The sequence below is a fragment of the Asaia sp. Ae19-3 genome, from assembly GCF_059801175.1.
On sequence record NZ_JBCHWF010000001.1, the window covers coordinates 1,212,116 to 1,229,607 of the forward strand.

Sequence of the window (17,492 nt, forward strand, 5' to 3'; positions counted from 1 at the left end):
AGCCGCCCGGCACCGCCGGGAGCAAAAAATACGGCCCCCGCGCTTTAAGCGGAGCGTCAATGCTGGGCTCCAGAAGTGTCTGGCATCACGACCGTCCGCGTAACGCTGCACGTCCGCCAGGTATGGGCTGCGCCGAGGGCGCAGCGCGCAGCAACTGATGACGTAGCGGGCGATGACCATTCGTAGCGGTATTCAAAGTTGTCGGGGATGCCAGTTCCGGCACATTACCAAGAAGCTCCAGCATCGGGTCCCGCCCGATCGTTATACGGATACTGCTCTCGGCAAAGCGAAGCGCAGTGTCGCGTGCCTCTACTTTCAGATCTACAAAGTCCGGAGCCTCTATGGGGGCCACAACGGTGAAGCAGCCTGTCAACGGGTCGAAGATGATCCAGTCTGGCAAGGGTGCGCCGTTTTTCTGTGTCGCTCGCATCTCGAGAGCAGCAAGCGGACCGCTGCTGTCGAACACGCCTGCAATTGAGACCGCATCCTGCGTCTGCACGAGAACGAAAGCCTGCCTGTCGGTACCGCGCAGCCAGCCAGAGGGTGTGTCTGTCAGTCCCGTCTTTTCATAAGGGCCAAGCCAGGCCTGTACGACCGGCTCCGCAAGTGCCGAAGCCGAAAAGCCTTCGCGCAGTGTATCGGTTGTCAGTCGCGGCAAACCGAAGCGTGCACCAACATCCTGTGCAGCAGCGGTGCCGGTCAGGAAGAGTGCTTGAGCCGACGTATGGCCAAATGGTCCGGTACCAGTGTCGAGAAATCCGATAGTGGCCACATTGTTCCGCAGGAGATGTGCTTCCAGCGTGGCACTGCCAGTAAAAGTACCAGAGCCCTGAAACATGATCGTGGCATTGGCAGGCACTACGAAAGCGTGCTGCGGCGATACCTCCACCGGAATGACAACCCAGCTTTTGCCGCCATCGGTAGTATAGCGCCAGGAACCTTCAGAGGGCTGAGTCGGATTTGCCGTGATGACAATCCCGCCGAACACATCGCTTGTACTGCCTGTCGGATTGAGCGCGGTCTTCTGATTCCGCCTGAAATCCGTAAATCGGTCGGAAATCAGATCGTGAAGGTTGCCCCCCCCATTGGGCACGTTGATGTTTCCATCACCGGGCATAACCTCCGGGCGCAGCAGGTTGGCCTGGACTGTTGTGTTGAGTGGAATGGCGTCAAGGGCGACGGCTCCGTTGGGATCGGGGTTGGAGAGATCAATATTCTGTACAACGTTCTTGAGCGCATTGCCCGCCAGGCCCGGGGTGATGAGTGCATTATTTGTGGCGATCGGCCGTCCATCGAGAGGCAGAGGCGCCCCGTTGAAATCCGGCGCAGGCGCAAAGGCAATAAGCACGTCCTTCGGCAGGATCAGCGCATGCGCCGGATCGATCGATGTCGGGATTGAGATCCAGTGCTGTCCACCATCGGTGGAATAGACCCAACTTCCCTCGGAGGTCGGTGTCGGATTGCCGACGATGGCTACACCAGCAATGGGTACCGAGACGGAGCCTGTCGGGTTGATAGCGGTTTGCTGCTGGTCGGAAGTATTTCCGTACCCGGGTCCGAACAGGGTTTCGACCGTCTGCCCCTGCGGCACTCCGTCCTGCGTTATGCCCGGCAGAAAGGCCACACCGGAAGCCGTTGGTGCATCAGGTATGGCCGCAATACTCGTATTGAGATCGACCGTACTGGCCGACACGGCCATCGTACCACCATTCTGGCTTACATCGACATTGGATTGAGCGACACCACCCTGGGCGATGACTTGGCCTGTCGTTCTACCGAAAACCGGAACTGCAGAGCTGTCGATCAAGTGGGCGCTGAGCGGCAGGGGGGCGCCATTGAAATCGGGGGCCGGGGCAAACGAAAGCAGTACATCGGCACTCAGTACCAGCGCTGAGCTATCTGAGACGGTTCCGATACTGGTCCAAGTCTGCCCGCCGTCAGTAGAGTAGCGCCATACCCCTTCGGAAACTGGGGTCGGATTGGCCGTGATGGCGATACCGGCAAAGGTGTTGGCCAGCGACCCCGTCGGGTTGGCTGTGCTCTGCTGCTGGTCCGCAGCATCATTGAAGCTGGCCCCGAACAAGGTGGCAACGTTCTGGGCTGGCGACGCCATATCTTCCATCCCGGTCGGAAGTGTTGCCGAGCCTTTAGCCACAGGGGCATCATTTACCGCCACGATCGCTGTGTTGAGATCGACACTCGCAACGGAAATCGGCGTCGTGCCGCCATTATCGCGAATATCCACTCCAGACTGAACGAGGCCACCCTGAGCAATCATGGCCCCTGTCGTGGTGCCGAAAACCGAAACCGTAGAGCTGTCGATCAAATGCGCGGTAAGTGGTGGCGGCTGGCCGTTGAAGTCCGGCGCCGGGACGAACGACAAAAGCGTGTCGGCACTCATCACCAGAGCCGAGGCGTCAGAGACCGTACCGATAGCGGTCCAGGTTTTGCCGCCATCGGTAGAGTAACGCCATACTCCCTCGGAGACCGGCGTGGTATTGGCCGTTATGGCGATGCCCGCAAGAATGTTGGCCTCCGACCCCGCGGGATTGTTCACGTTGAGCTGTTGGTCTGTGCTATCGTCGAAGTTGCTACCGAAGAGAGTGGCGACGCTTTGCGCAACCGGTGTCTGATCTTCCATGCCAGCAGGTAGTGTGGCCATGCCCGTAGCTATTGGGGCGTCATTGACGGGCGCGATAATCGTTTCGATTCCGATTATATCGGCACTTACTGCGCTCTCTCCACCAAACAGCGGCACATAATCGTGCCGCGCCGTAGCCAGCGCCGCAATGTCAGAGCCCCTCATCGAGGTGGTCGCCTGTTCGGTGCTGTCATCTACCAGATGCACCTGCAGTGACATCGGTGCACCGTTGAAGTCGGAAGCTGGGGCAAAATCCAGCAGCGCACTCTTGCTCAGGACGAGGGCATTGGCTGCTGAAACCTGACCAACCGCTGTCCATGTCTTGCCGCCATCAATGGAGTAGCGCCAGAAACCTTCGGAGACCGGGGTCGGATTACCGCTTACGATAATACCCGCAAGGTGGGATTCCACCGAGCCGGTCGGGTTCTGTGGCGTTCTCTGACGGTCGGCCGAACTGTCGAAAGACGAAGAGAACAACGCGTCGACGCTTTTGCCGGAAACGGGACCGTCATCTTCAGTCCCTGTGCCGAATGCGACGTTGCTTGTGGCTCGTGGTGATGAATGCACAGCCGTGACAGACGTGCTGAGGTCGACACTGGCCGACGAGATGGCGGTGATGCCGCCATTGCTGGTTACATCCACCCCCGGTTGGGCAACATTATTTTGTGCGACGAACGCCCCTGTCGTGGCCCCGAAGACCGGCATCGTGGAGCTATCGATCAGATGGGCGCTGAGCGGCATGGGGATGCCATTATAATTGGGCGCCGGTGTGAAGGTGAGCAACGCATTGGCGTTGAGAACGAGCGCGGAGTGTGGCGAAACCGTACCTACCGCTACCCACGTCTTGCCCCCGTCAATGGAATAGCGCCACGCCCCCTCGGAAGACGGGGTGGTGTTGCCCGTAATTGCAATACCAGCCAATATATTGGCTGTGGATCCGGCAGGATTGGCCTCGCTCTGCTGCTGGTCGGCCGTATCGTCAAAATTGTTACCGAACAGGGTGAGCACGCTCTCGGAAACAACAGGGCCGTGCTCGATGGAAGCCGGCAGGCCAGCCTGATTTGTCGAAACGACCGGGGCATCGTTAACCGAGGCCACAGTCACGCCGAGAGATGACTGGCCAGCAGAGACAGCCGTCGTGCCACCATTGCTGGTCACATCCACACCCTGCTGCACAATACCACCCTGAGCGATCATTGCGCCGGTGGTGGTCCCGAACACCTGAGTTGCAGAACTATCAATCAGACGCTCGCCGAGCGGGGCGGGCTGACCGTTGAAATTGGCAGAGGGCGAGAAGGACAGCTTGATGTCCCGGCTAAGCACCAGAGCGTTGCTGTCCGAAACGCTTCCCACGGGCAACCAGGTTTTGCCGTTATCAGTCGAGTACACCCACTGGCCCTCTGACACCGGGGTCGTGTTCGAAACGATGGCGATCCCTGCGAGGGTGTTGGCTTGCGAACCGGTGGGGTTATCAGCGGTCTGTTGCTGATCGGCCCGATCGCTGAATTTCGTGTCGAATAGCGAGCCGATCGACTGTCCCGTGCTTTCGGGACCCTGATCTTCTGTTCCATTGGCCAGAGTAGCATTGCCGGTGACGATGGGGGCGTCGTTGACCGCTGACACTGCTGTGCCCAGAGGCACGGTATTCAGGGAAACTGCGCTATCGCCACCCTGATTTTTGCTGATATCTACGTTTCTTTGCGCCGTGCTGGTGCCCGCGAGCGCCTCTCCCGTTACCGCACCATAGACCGGGATCTGGGATGAAGAATCGATGAGGTGCGCGTTTAGCGGCTGCGGTGCGCCATTGAAATCGGGCGGCGCCTGATAGGTCAGCAGCGTATTGCTGCCCAGAACCAGCGCATTGGTCTCACTCAGATCCGTCGGAATGAATATCCAGGTCTTGCCACCGTCCGTCGAATAGGACCAATGACCCTCGGCATCTGGCGTGGGGTTGGAGACCAGAGCAATACCCGCGAGGGTGTTAGCCTCCGACCCTGTCGGGTTGTCGGCGGTTTTCTGGGCGTCCGCCGTGTCACTGAACTGCGCACCGAACAGCTGCGCCACACTTTTCACGGGAGCGGGCTGACCTTCTGTACCATCTCCGAGCGATGCCTTGCCGTTGGCGATAGGCGCGTTGTTCAGCGCAATGACCGTCTGCGGCAGCGTCTGCAGAGCAGAGGAATACGAGGCCGCCGCATCGGTGCCAGAGCCGAAAGATCCGATAGTAGGCAGGGCTGCAAAGCTTCCGTTTGCATGCGGGTCATATTGATCCCAGGCACGGTAAGTCAGCGCGTTAGGAATGCTGCCATTGAAGTTTTGCGCAGTTGGCACAAAGGCTACACGTGTCTGCGAATCAGCTAGCAGGAACAACCCGTTGGTGCTCGAGACCGTATCGGCCGCGCTTGCGTTGAAAGCAAGCCAGTGCGCGCCATTATCAACAGTGTAATACCAGCTGCCGAATTGTGTGCTCGCGCCCGTAATCACCATACCCGGCACAGAACCGGTTGATCCATCATGAATGTTGTTGGCATCGGGATCGATAACAGTCTGGGCGTTTATCAGCGCCGAGACAAGGGTGCCTACCGCGCCTGAGGGCAGGCCTGGCACCCCAGACTGATTTTCGCTCACCGAAACAAGCGCAACGGGCTTTGTCGTGTCGAGCACAGGTGAATCGTCATGGGCGGCAACGGCAATGGTGACGGCGTTGCTCTGCGTCAAGACGTTACTATTCGAAAGCGTAACGGTCCGAGTCAGCATGCGCGTGCCGGTCGAGGGCGTGTCGCTGCTGTCATAATAACTGATCGCTTGGAGCGCCTTGTTCCACTGCACCTGGGTGGCGGTGTTATTGGCCGATGAGAGGGTAAGAGTGCCGCTCGCAGCGTCATAGACACTGGTTATATTGCCGGTCGCGGCGCTGGCGGTGAAGGCAAGATGATCCTCCCCTGCCGATGCAGCGCCTGTAAGTGAGAGCGACACCTTGCTGATTGAAGCATTGCCAGAAAGTGCCGGAAGCGGGATCTGACTCGCCGCAGTTGACGCAGCGCTGTTATTCGGCTCGTCGAAAGAGATGTTGTTCGCCTTGGTGGCAACCGTATTGAACACCGTGAAGACGGGCGTGCTCGTTTTTATGCCGCCGGTTCCTTGGGCGTTGTCCTTGGCATTGTTGTGATCATCAATCGTGACCCCCAGCGTTGTCAGGGTCTGGTCAGTCGATGTGGCGGTGCTGGCATACGTCAGATTCTGCAGTACGGAAGTGACCGTCTGGCTTGTGGTCCCGGAGCCGAAGGTCAGAGCCAGAACACCGCTCTTGACGGTGTAGGTACCGATAGTGACGCCCCCAAGTATGGCACTACCGTTCGAGAGGGTAAGGCCATTCTGCCCGCCATAAACATCGTTTGCGTTCGGTGCTGGCGTTTTCCTATTGGCCTGATAACGCTGCACCGTCAGCACACTGCCTGAATAGCTGTAAGTGCTCGCGTCGACCGAAATCAGCTTGTCCAGTTCGGCGTCTGATGCTGTGACCGCGCTGGTTGCGCCCGAAGACGTGTGGAACATGGCGCCGGCCACGCCCGCATTCTGCGTAAGCACCGTGCTCTGGTCGGCATTGGCGATGACAGGTGCCTGATCGGGAAGGCGATAGACAATCGAGACATCCGGCATGGTATTGCCGGCAGCTGTCGACTTTGAGATGGCTGAACCAGCGATGCCGCTAGTAACGTAGATATTGGTCTCATAGGCAGGCAGGTTCTGGCTCGACGTAGCACTGTTCGCTGTTTGCGGAGCGGTGATCGTTACCTGACCGTTAGGCAGCCCATAGAAAGTGAAGTTGCCGTTGGCATCGGTCTGTGTCGTCTCGGTGATCTTGCCAGCCGTTGCAGTGACAGTGACATTTGCCAGTGGCGTATCAAGGCGGCTGTCGTAACTGGGCACCGCCCCCTTGATGCCGAGTGCCTGAAAGAGCTGCCCGGAAACAACCGAAAGGCCAACACTCTCTGTGTCGACGTAGTTATTGACATCGGTCTGGCTTACACCCGTACGTCCACCTGTCGCCGAGCTTGCCTTGTCGCCGGTCGTATCGTTCAGCGTCTGAGGAGATGCGCTGACAAGGCCTTCATAAGTGACGGTCGAGTTGTGAGTTGCCGACGGCTTCGTCTTGTCGGTCAGTTGCACCTGATAGGTGTAACTGATGCTATTGGAGCCGGCGGCATTACCGATGCTGCCGATCGAGACATGAAGCCCGGACGTATCAGACGTAACGGTGTTATCGGCAGACCCAGTATAGCTGCCAGTCACATAGGTCGTATTGTCGCCGAGGGGGTCATTAACCTGCACACGGTACGCCGGGCTGGTGCCATTATTGGTGAGGGTTACGGTATAGGTTGCAGTAGCGGTTGCGGTATCGAAACCGGTCTGCACCTGCGTCATCGATATGCTGGGTTCGACGACGGTCTGCGTAACCGGTGCAGAGGGCGCCCCCCCGATACCGGGCGCATCCGCACGGTCGCCGATATACAGGGCCTCGGTGTTGGCCGTCTTGCCTGAGGCCGTGTTGGCGCTCGTATTGGCGATAATCCCGTTGAACTCGAAAATGATCTGGTTGGCGACCGAGGTGCTGTCATCATTCGAGACGGTACCGAAATCGATTACCAGATAACCATTGGATATCTTGACAGAGTTTTTGACAAAATCGGCATTTACTTTGGCGGTGGGCGTAACATTGGCCGGGTCAGTGCGTGACCCGTTCTCCTTGACCTGGATCTGACTATTGGTGCCATCTTTGTCGAGTCTGGACGACGTGATCTGACCGCTTGTGCTCAGAAAGGCGACGCGCATATCCCCCACCAGGGCATCGACGTCATTGGTCGGAATTGTGACGCCTGCAGGGATCGAAACAGAGAGCTCGATATGGTTCGATCCTTTGGGGATATCGACAGAGCCCTTGAGGCGGACAATATCACCGATTGGCGTCGTCACGCTGGTTTGCGGGGACGATTCACTGGCCTGGTTGCCGTTGGACTCACCCACGATCGTGAGTTGCAGGTTTTTATAGGTATCGATCGTATTTGAAACGCTGGCCGCAAGGCTGAATTTATGCCCTGTCGACGAATTAGCATTAGCCACAGTGCTCTGACTCGGCATGCTGTTGTAGCTGCCGGACTGGGTGCTGACAGTATCTGCCGTCCCTGCCGCCTGGCCAGGTTTTACCTTCGCCTGAAAAGTGAAGACAGTCTTTGCTCCAACGGACAGCGCGTTGTTTACACCGCCGATCGTCAGTGTTCCATCGCTGTTTTCAGTGATGGAAACGCCAGATCCCGACTGAACGCTCGCTGAGCCACTGACGAGGGTCAGATTGCTCAGAGACAGGATCTGCGTGAGGTCTTCAGCGATCGATTTGCCGTTATTCTGCAGTGAATATGTATAGGTCACTGTCTGACCACTATACATCGCAGTTCCACCATCGCTCGTGAGGGTGCCAACGACATCAGGGTCAATCTGCGTGAAGCGCAGCGAATTAGAGCCTACCGGGCCACCACTATAAATAAGCTGTGAGACAGTATCGTATGTCGTATCGGGTGCGGCCCCTATGTTGTCCTGCCCATCGGGAAAAGTGGCCTTGAAATCAACCGTGACGGCCTTAGCGCTGTAAGTGCTTTTGCTGTCATCGGAGGTGTTAGAGACGGATGTTCCCAGAGAGACGGTGAGTGTCTTGCCATCCGCGCTCGCTACGGCGCTGCTGTCATAACTCGCGGACGAACTGTCTGACGAGTTTGGATCACCGATCTGGACAGTTACCTTACTGCCGGGCAGGACGATCATACCCTTGGGCAGAGGAACCGTGATGGTCACATTCGACCCGTTATTGCTGATTTGTCCCTCTGGTATCGACACGACAGCGGTAATTTCACGCGTTTCACCTGGCACGACATTCGTGCCGGCATCACCGGTCGGGCTGTTATACGCTGGGTATTTCGTACTCAATGTGATTGTCGGACTTGCAAGTACGGCTTGCGCGCTATCCGTGAGTGTATCGCCCGCCGGATCGGAGCCTGTACCATCTACAAAATTATCACCACCTGCGCGATTTGAGAATGCTGCGACAAGACCTGTGTTCTGAAGCGTCTGGCCCAGAACCACCGCCTGCGGCAATTTGATGTCGTAAATGACAGTCAACAGGTCACGATGATCTGCATCTCCCGTTGCGTAGAGGACGGGATCGTTTGCTGAGGTCGCAATTATTCGCGCACCGCCGGAGCTGAAATAGGCGCTCTTGTCAGTTGAGTAGTTGATCTGGTTGCCGTCAGAGTCGCGTCCAATAACCTGGAAATTGCTGACGTCGTCAACCGTGATCCCGCTCGGCAGGACTCCTGCAAGAAAGACGTCATAAGCGGCATAGGCGCCCGTGTTGCTGACAGTTGTTGCAACACGTATCGTATCGCCGCCATTGATCTGCTTTGAGGCATTGGCGTTGATGGCAATCATATCGAGGTTATCGATGGCTGACGATGCATCAGGAGCGCCCTTGACGAAAGGGTCGCCTGTTGTCCCAGCCTTGCTGAACACGGTGGACGGATCTACGACCGTGCCATCTTTCTGATTGGTGTATTGGAGCGATTTGGCATTGCCCCCATCATCCACCACAGACACGATTCCTGTAACCGTATTCAGGGCAGGTTCAGCCAGTCTGGCGCCCGCAATCTGCTGTGAGACGACCGTTTTTCCGCCGCCATTGATAAGCGCGCCCTGCACCATATTGGTTAGGGGTAGACCATCCGCCATCGGCGCATTCGAGGCCGTGGTTGTGAAATAGATGGTGACAGCGGAGTTTCCTGGCGTTTCCGAAGATTGCGACAAGCCGAAATCGAGGCTGTTGGACCCGGCACTGGCTGTTGCGCCGCCGCTGATACTCACCCCTTTCGGCGCGGAGACCAGAGCGTATTGTCCACTGGGGGGAAAGCCCGAGTTGCTATCTGACTGGCTATAGCTCGTACCGTTGCCACCGGCCTGGGTCGGATCTGTAACGGAATAGACTTGCTGCGGGAGGTAGGAAGTCAGGTGCAGGTTGTTGTAATTGCCTGAAAGCATGGAATAAGTCAGGGCATAGGTGACCTGATCGCCAGGGCGAATAGCGCTTGCGTCGGCGCTTGCGCCATTGACCGCCACAACCTTGATCGTGGCGTTACCATTGGGAACGACCAGCCCTGTCTGCCCCCCATCACCAATCTGTGAGGTATCCGTTGGAGACGACCCATCCGCATTGGCATAGTCACCCTGAACACTGTCCGTACCCCTGAGCGCATCGGACCCGGCAAGAAGCGTACCGGTAGTGGCGGTGCCATTTGCATAATGGGTGAGCGCTTTTGCCTGATAGGTCAGGCTACCTGTCGCACCGGCCGGAAGCAGGCCGTCGGCGATGGCCTTGCCGATATCGAAACGCGCGATTGTATGGCCTGTCTGACTGTCTCTTTCGAAGGACCAGAGGTTATTGCTACCGCTGACATAAACGTTATCACCATTTATTGTCTGGGTGCTGGCATTATCTATCGTGCCGAGATTCAGCGTCTGCTTTGCGCCGCCTTTCACCGAGTAAGTGAAGACCGGACTGGAAGCCGGATCGATGGTCTGGCCATCGTCGATGTCCTGAGTAATGACCGGTTTGCTAAGCGCATTGAAATCCGAGGTCTGAATTGCCGCAGTATATCTGATCGTATCGGTAGGCAGGACATAACCGGGTGTATTGCCGGTCGTTATATCCTGCGAACTGTTCTGCAGCGCAACCGATTTGGCGGTCACAACAGCACTGCTCGTGTCGCCATTACCCGATACCGGTACCTGCGTGCCATTACCGGAAGTCCAGTCATCAGCCGAGTAGGTGACGTCGGGTGCGGCAACATTGGCAGAAGCGCCAGAATTGCCGAGAACCGATGAGCCATCCGCATTATTCTGGGGCACATAAGCCTGCAATGAGACCCTGACATTGGTCGCGCTCGCGTCGAGCGACGGGATGGTGACACTGAACTTTGCGCCGTAACCGTTATCGCTGGAGACAAGTGTCACCTGGGCGTCAGGGACCACCGTCCCGTCGGCATAGAGAACCTGTGGTGCCGTGGAGCCTGGCAGGTAAACGGTGTTCGACGGAAGGGTAATGACTGTTTGAAAATTCTTGATCGGTGCATTGTTATCCTTGGTGGCCGGTGCCGGGGTAATGGTTGTGGTGTAGGTGATCGGGAAATCCGAACCGGTCGCTGTCTCTGCGTTATCTGTGGCGGTTGTGGTCTGAGATATCGTCCTGACTGTCACGAGCGAGGTATCGAGCGGATCAGTCACGGCGGTGCCTGAGATGGGCGCGTCGACGGACGGGTTGTTCTGCGCGTCCTGACCGAGGTAAAATCCCCCCAGCGCTGAAATCGGCAGGGTTGCAGACCCAACAGATGCGGTTGCATCAACCTTGAAAACTGCCTGTATCGCAGCGGCGGGCTGGCCGGGAGAATAGCTTCCGAAGGGCAATTGACTGAAAACGATATTGTCGCCAACAGAAGCCCCTGAAGGCGCTTCTATGAAAATCTGTTTGCCATTTGCATCGCGGACATAGGGATTGTTTACCCCCAACTGACCCTCATGGCCGGAAATCGTGTCGCTTACTGAAACGCGCTGCAGTGTCATCGGATTGCCGAGATAGGTGAGCGATTGCAACGCCGCGCTCTTCCCTTCGGTCTTCGGCTCCAGAACCGCGATGTATGGACCGTAGCCAACCGCGTTCGACGCCGTGTTCGAAAAGGAGATTGTTTCGGTGAACGTCCCACCTACAGGAACAACGCTGTCGGAATGCGACAGTGTGACCGTGGGCTGGGCCTGGTCCAGAACGGTGTGATATCCTGCAACGCCAGACGCGCCGAAAACGTCATGCACGATAAATTCGCGGCTTTTGCTTTCGAGTGTCCAGTCGCCGCCTTCAGCGCTGTCGCCTACGGCGTTAGAACTTGCGGCGACATCGGTCCGGGTCAGATCGTGAAGAGAATTGACAAGGCTCTGTCCGTTGGCGCCCTCACCCGTGTCGCACGCCCATAGCAGGATCTGCCCGTCACTGGCGAAATGTGACGACCAAGAGGTTATCTCGTCCCTGTTCGCTTCCAGCGTCTTCTGATCAAAGCCGCTGCCCAGAGACAGTTTTCCCTCACTACCGTACGAAATGAAGCTGACGGTTTCGAGATTTTGCGACTGGTTGATAACGTCCGTGATCTGCTTCAGCGCATCTGATCCGGGGGCGATCTGCACAACCCGCGTACCCGTAGGCAACGCGTCAGCGATCGTCCTCCAGTCGGCAACCCCCGTGTCGATAAAGGCGAGAGATCGGCTTGAATGCGATGCGGTTTCAGGAGCTCTCTCCACGCCTAGAGAAACACGAATTCCTTCAGCGCGATGATCGCTGATTGGTGCCACAACGTGCTCGTGATGAAGATTTTGTCCTTCGAAGACCCTACGAGGTTCAAGTATTCTTCGCACGCAAACACACCCTTCTCGAGTTTTCCGCGTTGAGGTTCGAGTGCACAACAGCGCTCAAATCCGCCCACCACGTCAAAAATATCGTTACGGCGGTTACATATTTTAACGTTTTGTCCTATTTCCAATTGGTTAATGATAATTAATATGCATTGATTACAATATGTTGCATGTTATGAATTAAATTAGCGATAATAAGAAACTTTTTTGGCACATCATTTTTTCACATTTTTGTCATGAAACACGTTAATTTAACGCCAAATCACTACGGTATTATCTATGGCAATCTCGCACTCCCTTCTAGATCATTATGACTTATTAAAATAGAATCTATTCCTTTCTTTAATTTAAGTATTCGAGTAAAATTTACACGGTTGTGTATTTCCCGCATTAAATATTTAAAAAATATAATTCTAGGCCATGATCTGCTTTGCCGTTACAATATCTCATAGGCCAAGCATCAGACCTCTGCACACACATTGTATCGCCAATCACGTGACCGAGGTCTCTTGCGTGTCCAAGGCCATTTGCGGCGGTCCCTCACCCGCAGGATAAGCTGATGAGGTAGCCCGAGGCTTATGCATATTCATCCAAAATGCCGCAAATGGGCGATCTGATTTAGTCGGTAGTCAAGCAATCTGAGCGTGTTCGGCTAGTTTTATAAAGTCCCCTAACCTTGTGAGATGCCTCTCATCGCATTTTTGACGGCAGCTTTTTGCAAACTGCAGTTCTCAGGACAAAACCGATATGCCTTGCAAATACGGCTTGCAAGAGACATCCCCAATCCCTCGAAATGCTCTAAATCAGGATATTTTGACTGATGAGGTCTGCAATAAGAGATGACGGCAACCATCAAATTCGTAGCAAGGATAAGATTCGAGCCAGTTCACTGTATGATGCGAGATGCCGCGTCGATACGAAGGTCCATATGGATAGGCATGAAACCGAGCGCTTTCGCAACGTCCCTAAAACCGGGATACCCGCGCATGTTGACCTGGAAGCCACCCCCGTTCCCTCTCGGGCCTGTTCCGGTCCGCGCAAAATAATTGACAGAATGCGGCAGCAACCTCGGGAAAAATTCGTCATCGCCATCCGTGATCATCACGGCGCGGCCTAGGCCGTCTAAGTGAAAATATCGCTCCCAGACAATGCAACATTCACAGTTTTCTGCGACAGAGAACGTTTCGTTAACCATTTAACCGCGCTCATGGCGCCTCACTGTCACGAGGGCGCATTATGAAATCTCACATCACAACCATGGCTACGGCGATGATTTTTACCTCGTGCCTTTGTTCCTGCCACAAGAAGCAGGAGCACACAGCAGAATTAAATCTGAAAGATGTGAATTGCCACACACTCGATAAAACGGGACTTTGCGAAGAAAAATATGGTGCCAACGGTTTCGAAATAGCGGAGATCCCCGAGGAATATCGGGAGCAATTTTTAACGGAATGCGGGGCGACTATCCCTTGCGATGTTGTGCTCACGGTGCCGTCAGATATCAGCATTAAAAAAGGTATCTGTCGGATCGTTCGAATGGAGTGGAAACTGACGATGTGAGGCCCGATCCACTATAACCAGAACCGTATCCCACCGAAATGCGGGAAGTTCTCAAAATTTAAGAGAGGGATCGTTTGATATTCCTGTCTTTTATGCCTTTTTTTTGTAATGGATTCGCAATAATACGCTTCCCGAATGTTAAAAAACAGCGTAAGCAACCGGCAATGACGAAATCAATCATCCTCTTCTGCGCGACTGGTCTGGCTTGGGCTGCTTCGTGCCTGCTGCAGGTTCTCAACCTCGAGGGAACCTGCCTTATACAGGACAGAGTGTTACTCCTCGCTAATGTGATGCTCGTCGCTTGCGTTGTCGTCCTTCTGGCGAGGCTAGTTCTACCAAAAAAAATAAGGCTTGATGAGTGAGGCGCCTCGCAAGGGATAAAGTGCAGCACGGACACGTTTTTTTAACGACTGACATTTCACCTAATGGCAGCAGCCTGTTGAGGTAAAATGCGTAGAAACTACGTCGTTGTGCCACTCATCCTATCGGCATTGGCTTTAGCTGGCGTTGCCTCTCGTCGCACCAGCTTGGCGAGACACCCCGTCGAGCTACGCCTGAAACTCGTGCAGTGCCATGTCACAGGTCTCGAAAGCTATTGCGAAGAGATTGGTGGAGGTAAGATGTTCGAAGTCGCGGACATACCTGAAGCCTTGCGAGATAACCTCATAACGCAGTGCAGTATTCGCTCCTACTGTGACATGACCCTGACTGTACCTTATAGGGAGGCTCGGAAAACGCAGATCCACACTATAATGGACGCTTCGTGGGACGAAACCTAGGAGAGCCTCCCAAAGATATTCGTTCCTGATTTAGACAGAGATGTTATCACATTCCGAAACGAGTCTTACGACAGTCATGTGCACTAAGGTCGAACCCCCTTGGCGCTTGCGAAGATGATAGACAGCTCCCTTCCCCTTCCTTCCGCAAGGCAGGTCCAACAGGGCAATTTGCGGCGCACAGCAAGTTGGAAATGCTCAATCGACAACAATCTACACATCATCTGCATGCGCAATCCACAGCCTGACCACTTAAGCCAAACGGACGCAGGGGGTCAAAGGCGCAGCATTCCCCAAATCGTTCTCGGGCTTGCAATTGGGGTTTCCCGTAGAAACTGCTTATCGTCAAGCTGTCTTCCAGCGCAGCAGTTCGTAAGACAACAAGCTGAGTATTCGCAGCCGTGAGGCAACCCTGCGCAGTTGCCGCGCCCTGTTGGAAGGCAACTGACGCTACGGTCAGGGAGAATGTCCGGCGCTCAACACGACGTTTTTTCAGAGACGTTTAGACCAGACGCGAAGCCCGCTCGCCCTTCGGACAATGTAATTGCCCCATAACGAGGTTCCGCAAGGCAACTGAAGCAACTGCCATAATATGAGCTGGTGGATACTCAGGAAGCAAGCCATGGATTGTGCCGGAACTCACAAGAGAGAGCCTTTTTTGACATTCGATTATCTGCTCCTGAAAGCTCATTATGATAATAAAGCGCCTCCGCGCCCATCGTCTTCAGGGCTTCCGATGCACCGATCCTTTGGGGCGGCGGCCCGCCGAGCCATTTTGAGAGAGCTGCAATGAATTTTGTCACCTCCAACGGGTAATCATCTACAATGTTGTAAACGCCAGACGGTGCGCACAATGCAGACACGGTAGCCATCGCTGCGTCATCAACATGGACAAGCGAGAATTTACTGCTCCCAGCCCCGAAGATCGGGCTGGGCGCCGTCCTGATACGCTCGCAAAGCGGACCCTTGTTCCAGTACCACGTGCCCGGACCGTAAAAGAAGCCATAGCGCAGGGCGACCCCCTCCATCGACCGCGCCCCCAGAACCCGGCGCTCAAGTTCTGCGTACATTTTCGCGCTTTGCCCTATGTGCCCCGGGGCCGCAATACGAAGTGCCGAAGCTTCGGTCGCAAGCTGTCCCTCCCCGTCGAGATAGAAACCCGATGATTGCTGGATATAGCGCCTGACACCAAAAGCCTCTGCTGCGGCGAAAAGATTCCCCCCCCCTTCGAGCCTCAATTGCCGATCGAAAGGTAACCGCTCAGGCATCTCAGCAGGATCGGAGGGCAAGGACGTCAGTTGATCGATAACCACATCAGGGCGCACGTCTCGCAACGCATCAAAAAGACTCTCCCGGTCAAGGGCATTGCCGCTGATCGGTGTTGCACCCATGCTAGCCATAAGGGCGGCACTTGCCGGCTTGCTCGCCAATCCATAGGTTTCGACACCGGCAGCGAGCAAACGTTTGATCAGAGGACGCCCCAAAGCGCCTGTGGCTCCTGCAACGAATATTTTCATAGCAGATAACCCTCAGTGTTTTTCCGGCAGGACAAATGGCGTGCTCGCATCCTTGACGAAAAAGGCGAGAAATTTTGCGGGTTTGGTCTGACTGGCGTTTCGCCCAACGAGATGGACGTCATTCGGCCCTTCGAAAAATGTCTCGCCTTTCGTCAGCGTTACCGCCTTCTGGCCGCGCACCTGCATGACAACCGACCCTTCAAGCACATACACAAAAACCGAGGCATTATGACGATGGATCGGGTCGCTGCCTCCAGGAGCGTAATCCACCACAAGCATAGCTCCCTCCTTTCCTGGAATGCCGGAAAGATCGTGCGTTATCAGGGGCGTTACACGCGTCTCTGCCCGTGCCTGAGCTCCAGCAAGGAGTAGAAGGGCTGCAACTGTATAGAGATATTTCTTCATGATGACCTCGTTATCGTCGTTTTGTTTCTCAGAGATTTGTTTTTGCGTGCGGCACCACGACGACGTGTCTTGATCCTGGAATCGAACCAGGATTGTGCGTCGCCAATGAAATGCGGAGGGGCCTTTTCGCGCACCTGCCCGGCCAGATCCGCCAGCGTGATTTGTGCCAGCTCATGTCGCATCGCTTGTTCGGCGCGCAGCATGGCGGCGTGAATGCCGCAGACGCCCTGGGTTGCCCATCGCGGCGGGTCTTCGGCAAACAAGGCGCATCGGCCTCTGATTTCCTGACAATTGAAGAGGCTTTTTCGCCCTTCAATCACATCGACCACCGCCAGAATGCTGATCTCACTGGCAGGCCGGGCAAGACTATACCCGCCCCGCACTCCCTCGGACGCAACAAGCAGCCCAGCTTTTTCCAGCTTCGGGAGAAGCTTGGCCATGAATGCTGCAGGTATGTCTTGCAACTCAGCCAGATCGAGACTGCTGACGGGTTCGTTGTTTTCAACAAGCCAGATCAGGCTGTGAAGAACATATTCAGTGCTTGCGCCGTAGAGTGCCATAACGCGGACTATATGAGTCCGCGTTATGATTCGCAAGAGGCTCATTCCGACTGGACGTGTGGAAGTGTGCCATCTAACCGTTCACCTCAACAGATCCGCACGACCCAATATCCTGTATGAGCTGCGGCCTGCGTCCATCAGTCGAAAGCTGAGCAAAATTTACGTCCAAACGCTGTGCTGCGTCCGACCCAATCGTGAGCCGAGCTTGCAACTGCGAGAGTGCTTTGACGAAGCTTTCGCCGAACCAAGTTCGACCGAACGAACAATAAGAGTTCCACCAAAAAACAGAAAATATTTCGATGGATCCTCGTTTAAAGCCTACGCATCACGGCAAAAGATCTGTTTTCCACCCCCTTTTGGGTGAGCCTCGCCCGACACACTCCACTCGGTCTGGATTTTTCCGATCCACCTCCAAAGATTGGAAAAAATATAAGTCACGATCAACTCAATTGCCTCAATATCGATTTCGTCTGGGGGCTATTTGAAAACGAAAGAGACATTCATGACATTCCTGTTGATATATAGAGATGCTGAA

The 17,492-nt window shown here is 55.3% G+C and carries 5 protein-coding genes; 1 reads left to right on the plus strand and 4 read right to left on the minus strand.

The features are described 5' to 3' along the window. Window positions 1–85: 85 nt before the first annotated feature. Window positions 86–12,079, minus strand: coding sequence for a DUF4347 domain-containing protein (locus tag AAID99_RS05175; RefSeq protein WP_498493349.1), 11,994 nt, complete (start codon window positions 12,077–12,079; stop codon window positions 86–88). Between the two features lie 1,296 nt (window positions 12,080–13,375). On the opposite strand from AAID99_RS05175, the gene AAID99_RS05180 reads away from it, so the two are divergent. Then, complete coding sequence (locus AAID99_RS05180) at window positions 13,376–13,699, plus strand: hypothetical protein (RefSeq protein ID WP_188426410.1); 324 nt, start codon at window positions 13,376–13,378, stop codon at window positions 13,697–13,699. A 1,384-nt stretch (window positions 13,700–15,083) separates the two neighbouring features. Here the strand turns inward: AAID99_RS05180 and AAID99_RS05185 are convergent. From AAID99_RS05185 to AAID99_RS05195, 3 genes are read right to left on the minus strand one after another with little or no spacing between them, the layout of a single operon-like run. Beyond that, window positions 15,084–15,992 carry an NAD-dependent epimerase/dehydratase family protein gene (locus tag AAID99_RS05185; RefSeq protein ID WP_188426409.1) on the minus strand — a complete coding sequence of 303 codons (909 nt, stop codon included), beginning with the start codon at window positions 15,990–15,992 and terminating at the stop codon, window positions 15,084–15,086. 12 nt (window positions 15,993–16,004) lie between these two features. Further along, window positions 16,005–16,397 (minus strand): cupin domain-containing protein, encoded by a 393-nt coding sequence (locus AAID99_RS05190; protein WP_188426408.1) that lies wholly within the window; start codon window positions 16,395–16,397, stop codon window positions 16,005–16,007. Then, on the minus strand, window positions 16,394–17,002 hold the full coding sequence (locus AAID99_RS05195) for an RrF2 family transcriptional regulator (protein ID WP_498493350.1): 609 nt from the start codon (window positions 17,000–17,002) through the stop codon (window positions 16,394–16,396). Before AAID99_RS05195 ends, AAID99_RS05190 begins: the two co-directional genes overlap by 4 nt. Window positions 17,003–17,492: the final 490 nt, after the last annotated feature.

Excerpts from the sequence above, each read along its gene's own strand:
- AAID99_RS05180 (WP_188426410.1), top strand. The coding sequence starts at position 13,376 with ATGAAATCTCACATCACAACCATGGCTACGGCGATGATTTTTACCTCG.
- AAID99_RS05185 (WP_188426409.1), bottom strand. The coding sequence starts at position 15,992 with ATGAAAATATTCGTTGCAGGAGCCACAGGCGCTTTGGGGCGTCCTCTG.
- AAID99_RS05190 (WP_188426408.1), bottom strand. The coding sequence starts at position 16,397 with ATGAAGAAATATCTCTATACAGTTGCAGCCCTTCTACTCCTTGCTGGA.
- AAID99_RS05195 (WP_498493350.1), bottom strand. The coding sequence starts at position 17,002 with ATGAGCCTCTTGCGAATCATAACGCGGACTCATATAGTCCGCGTTATG.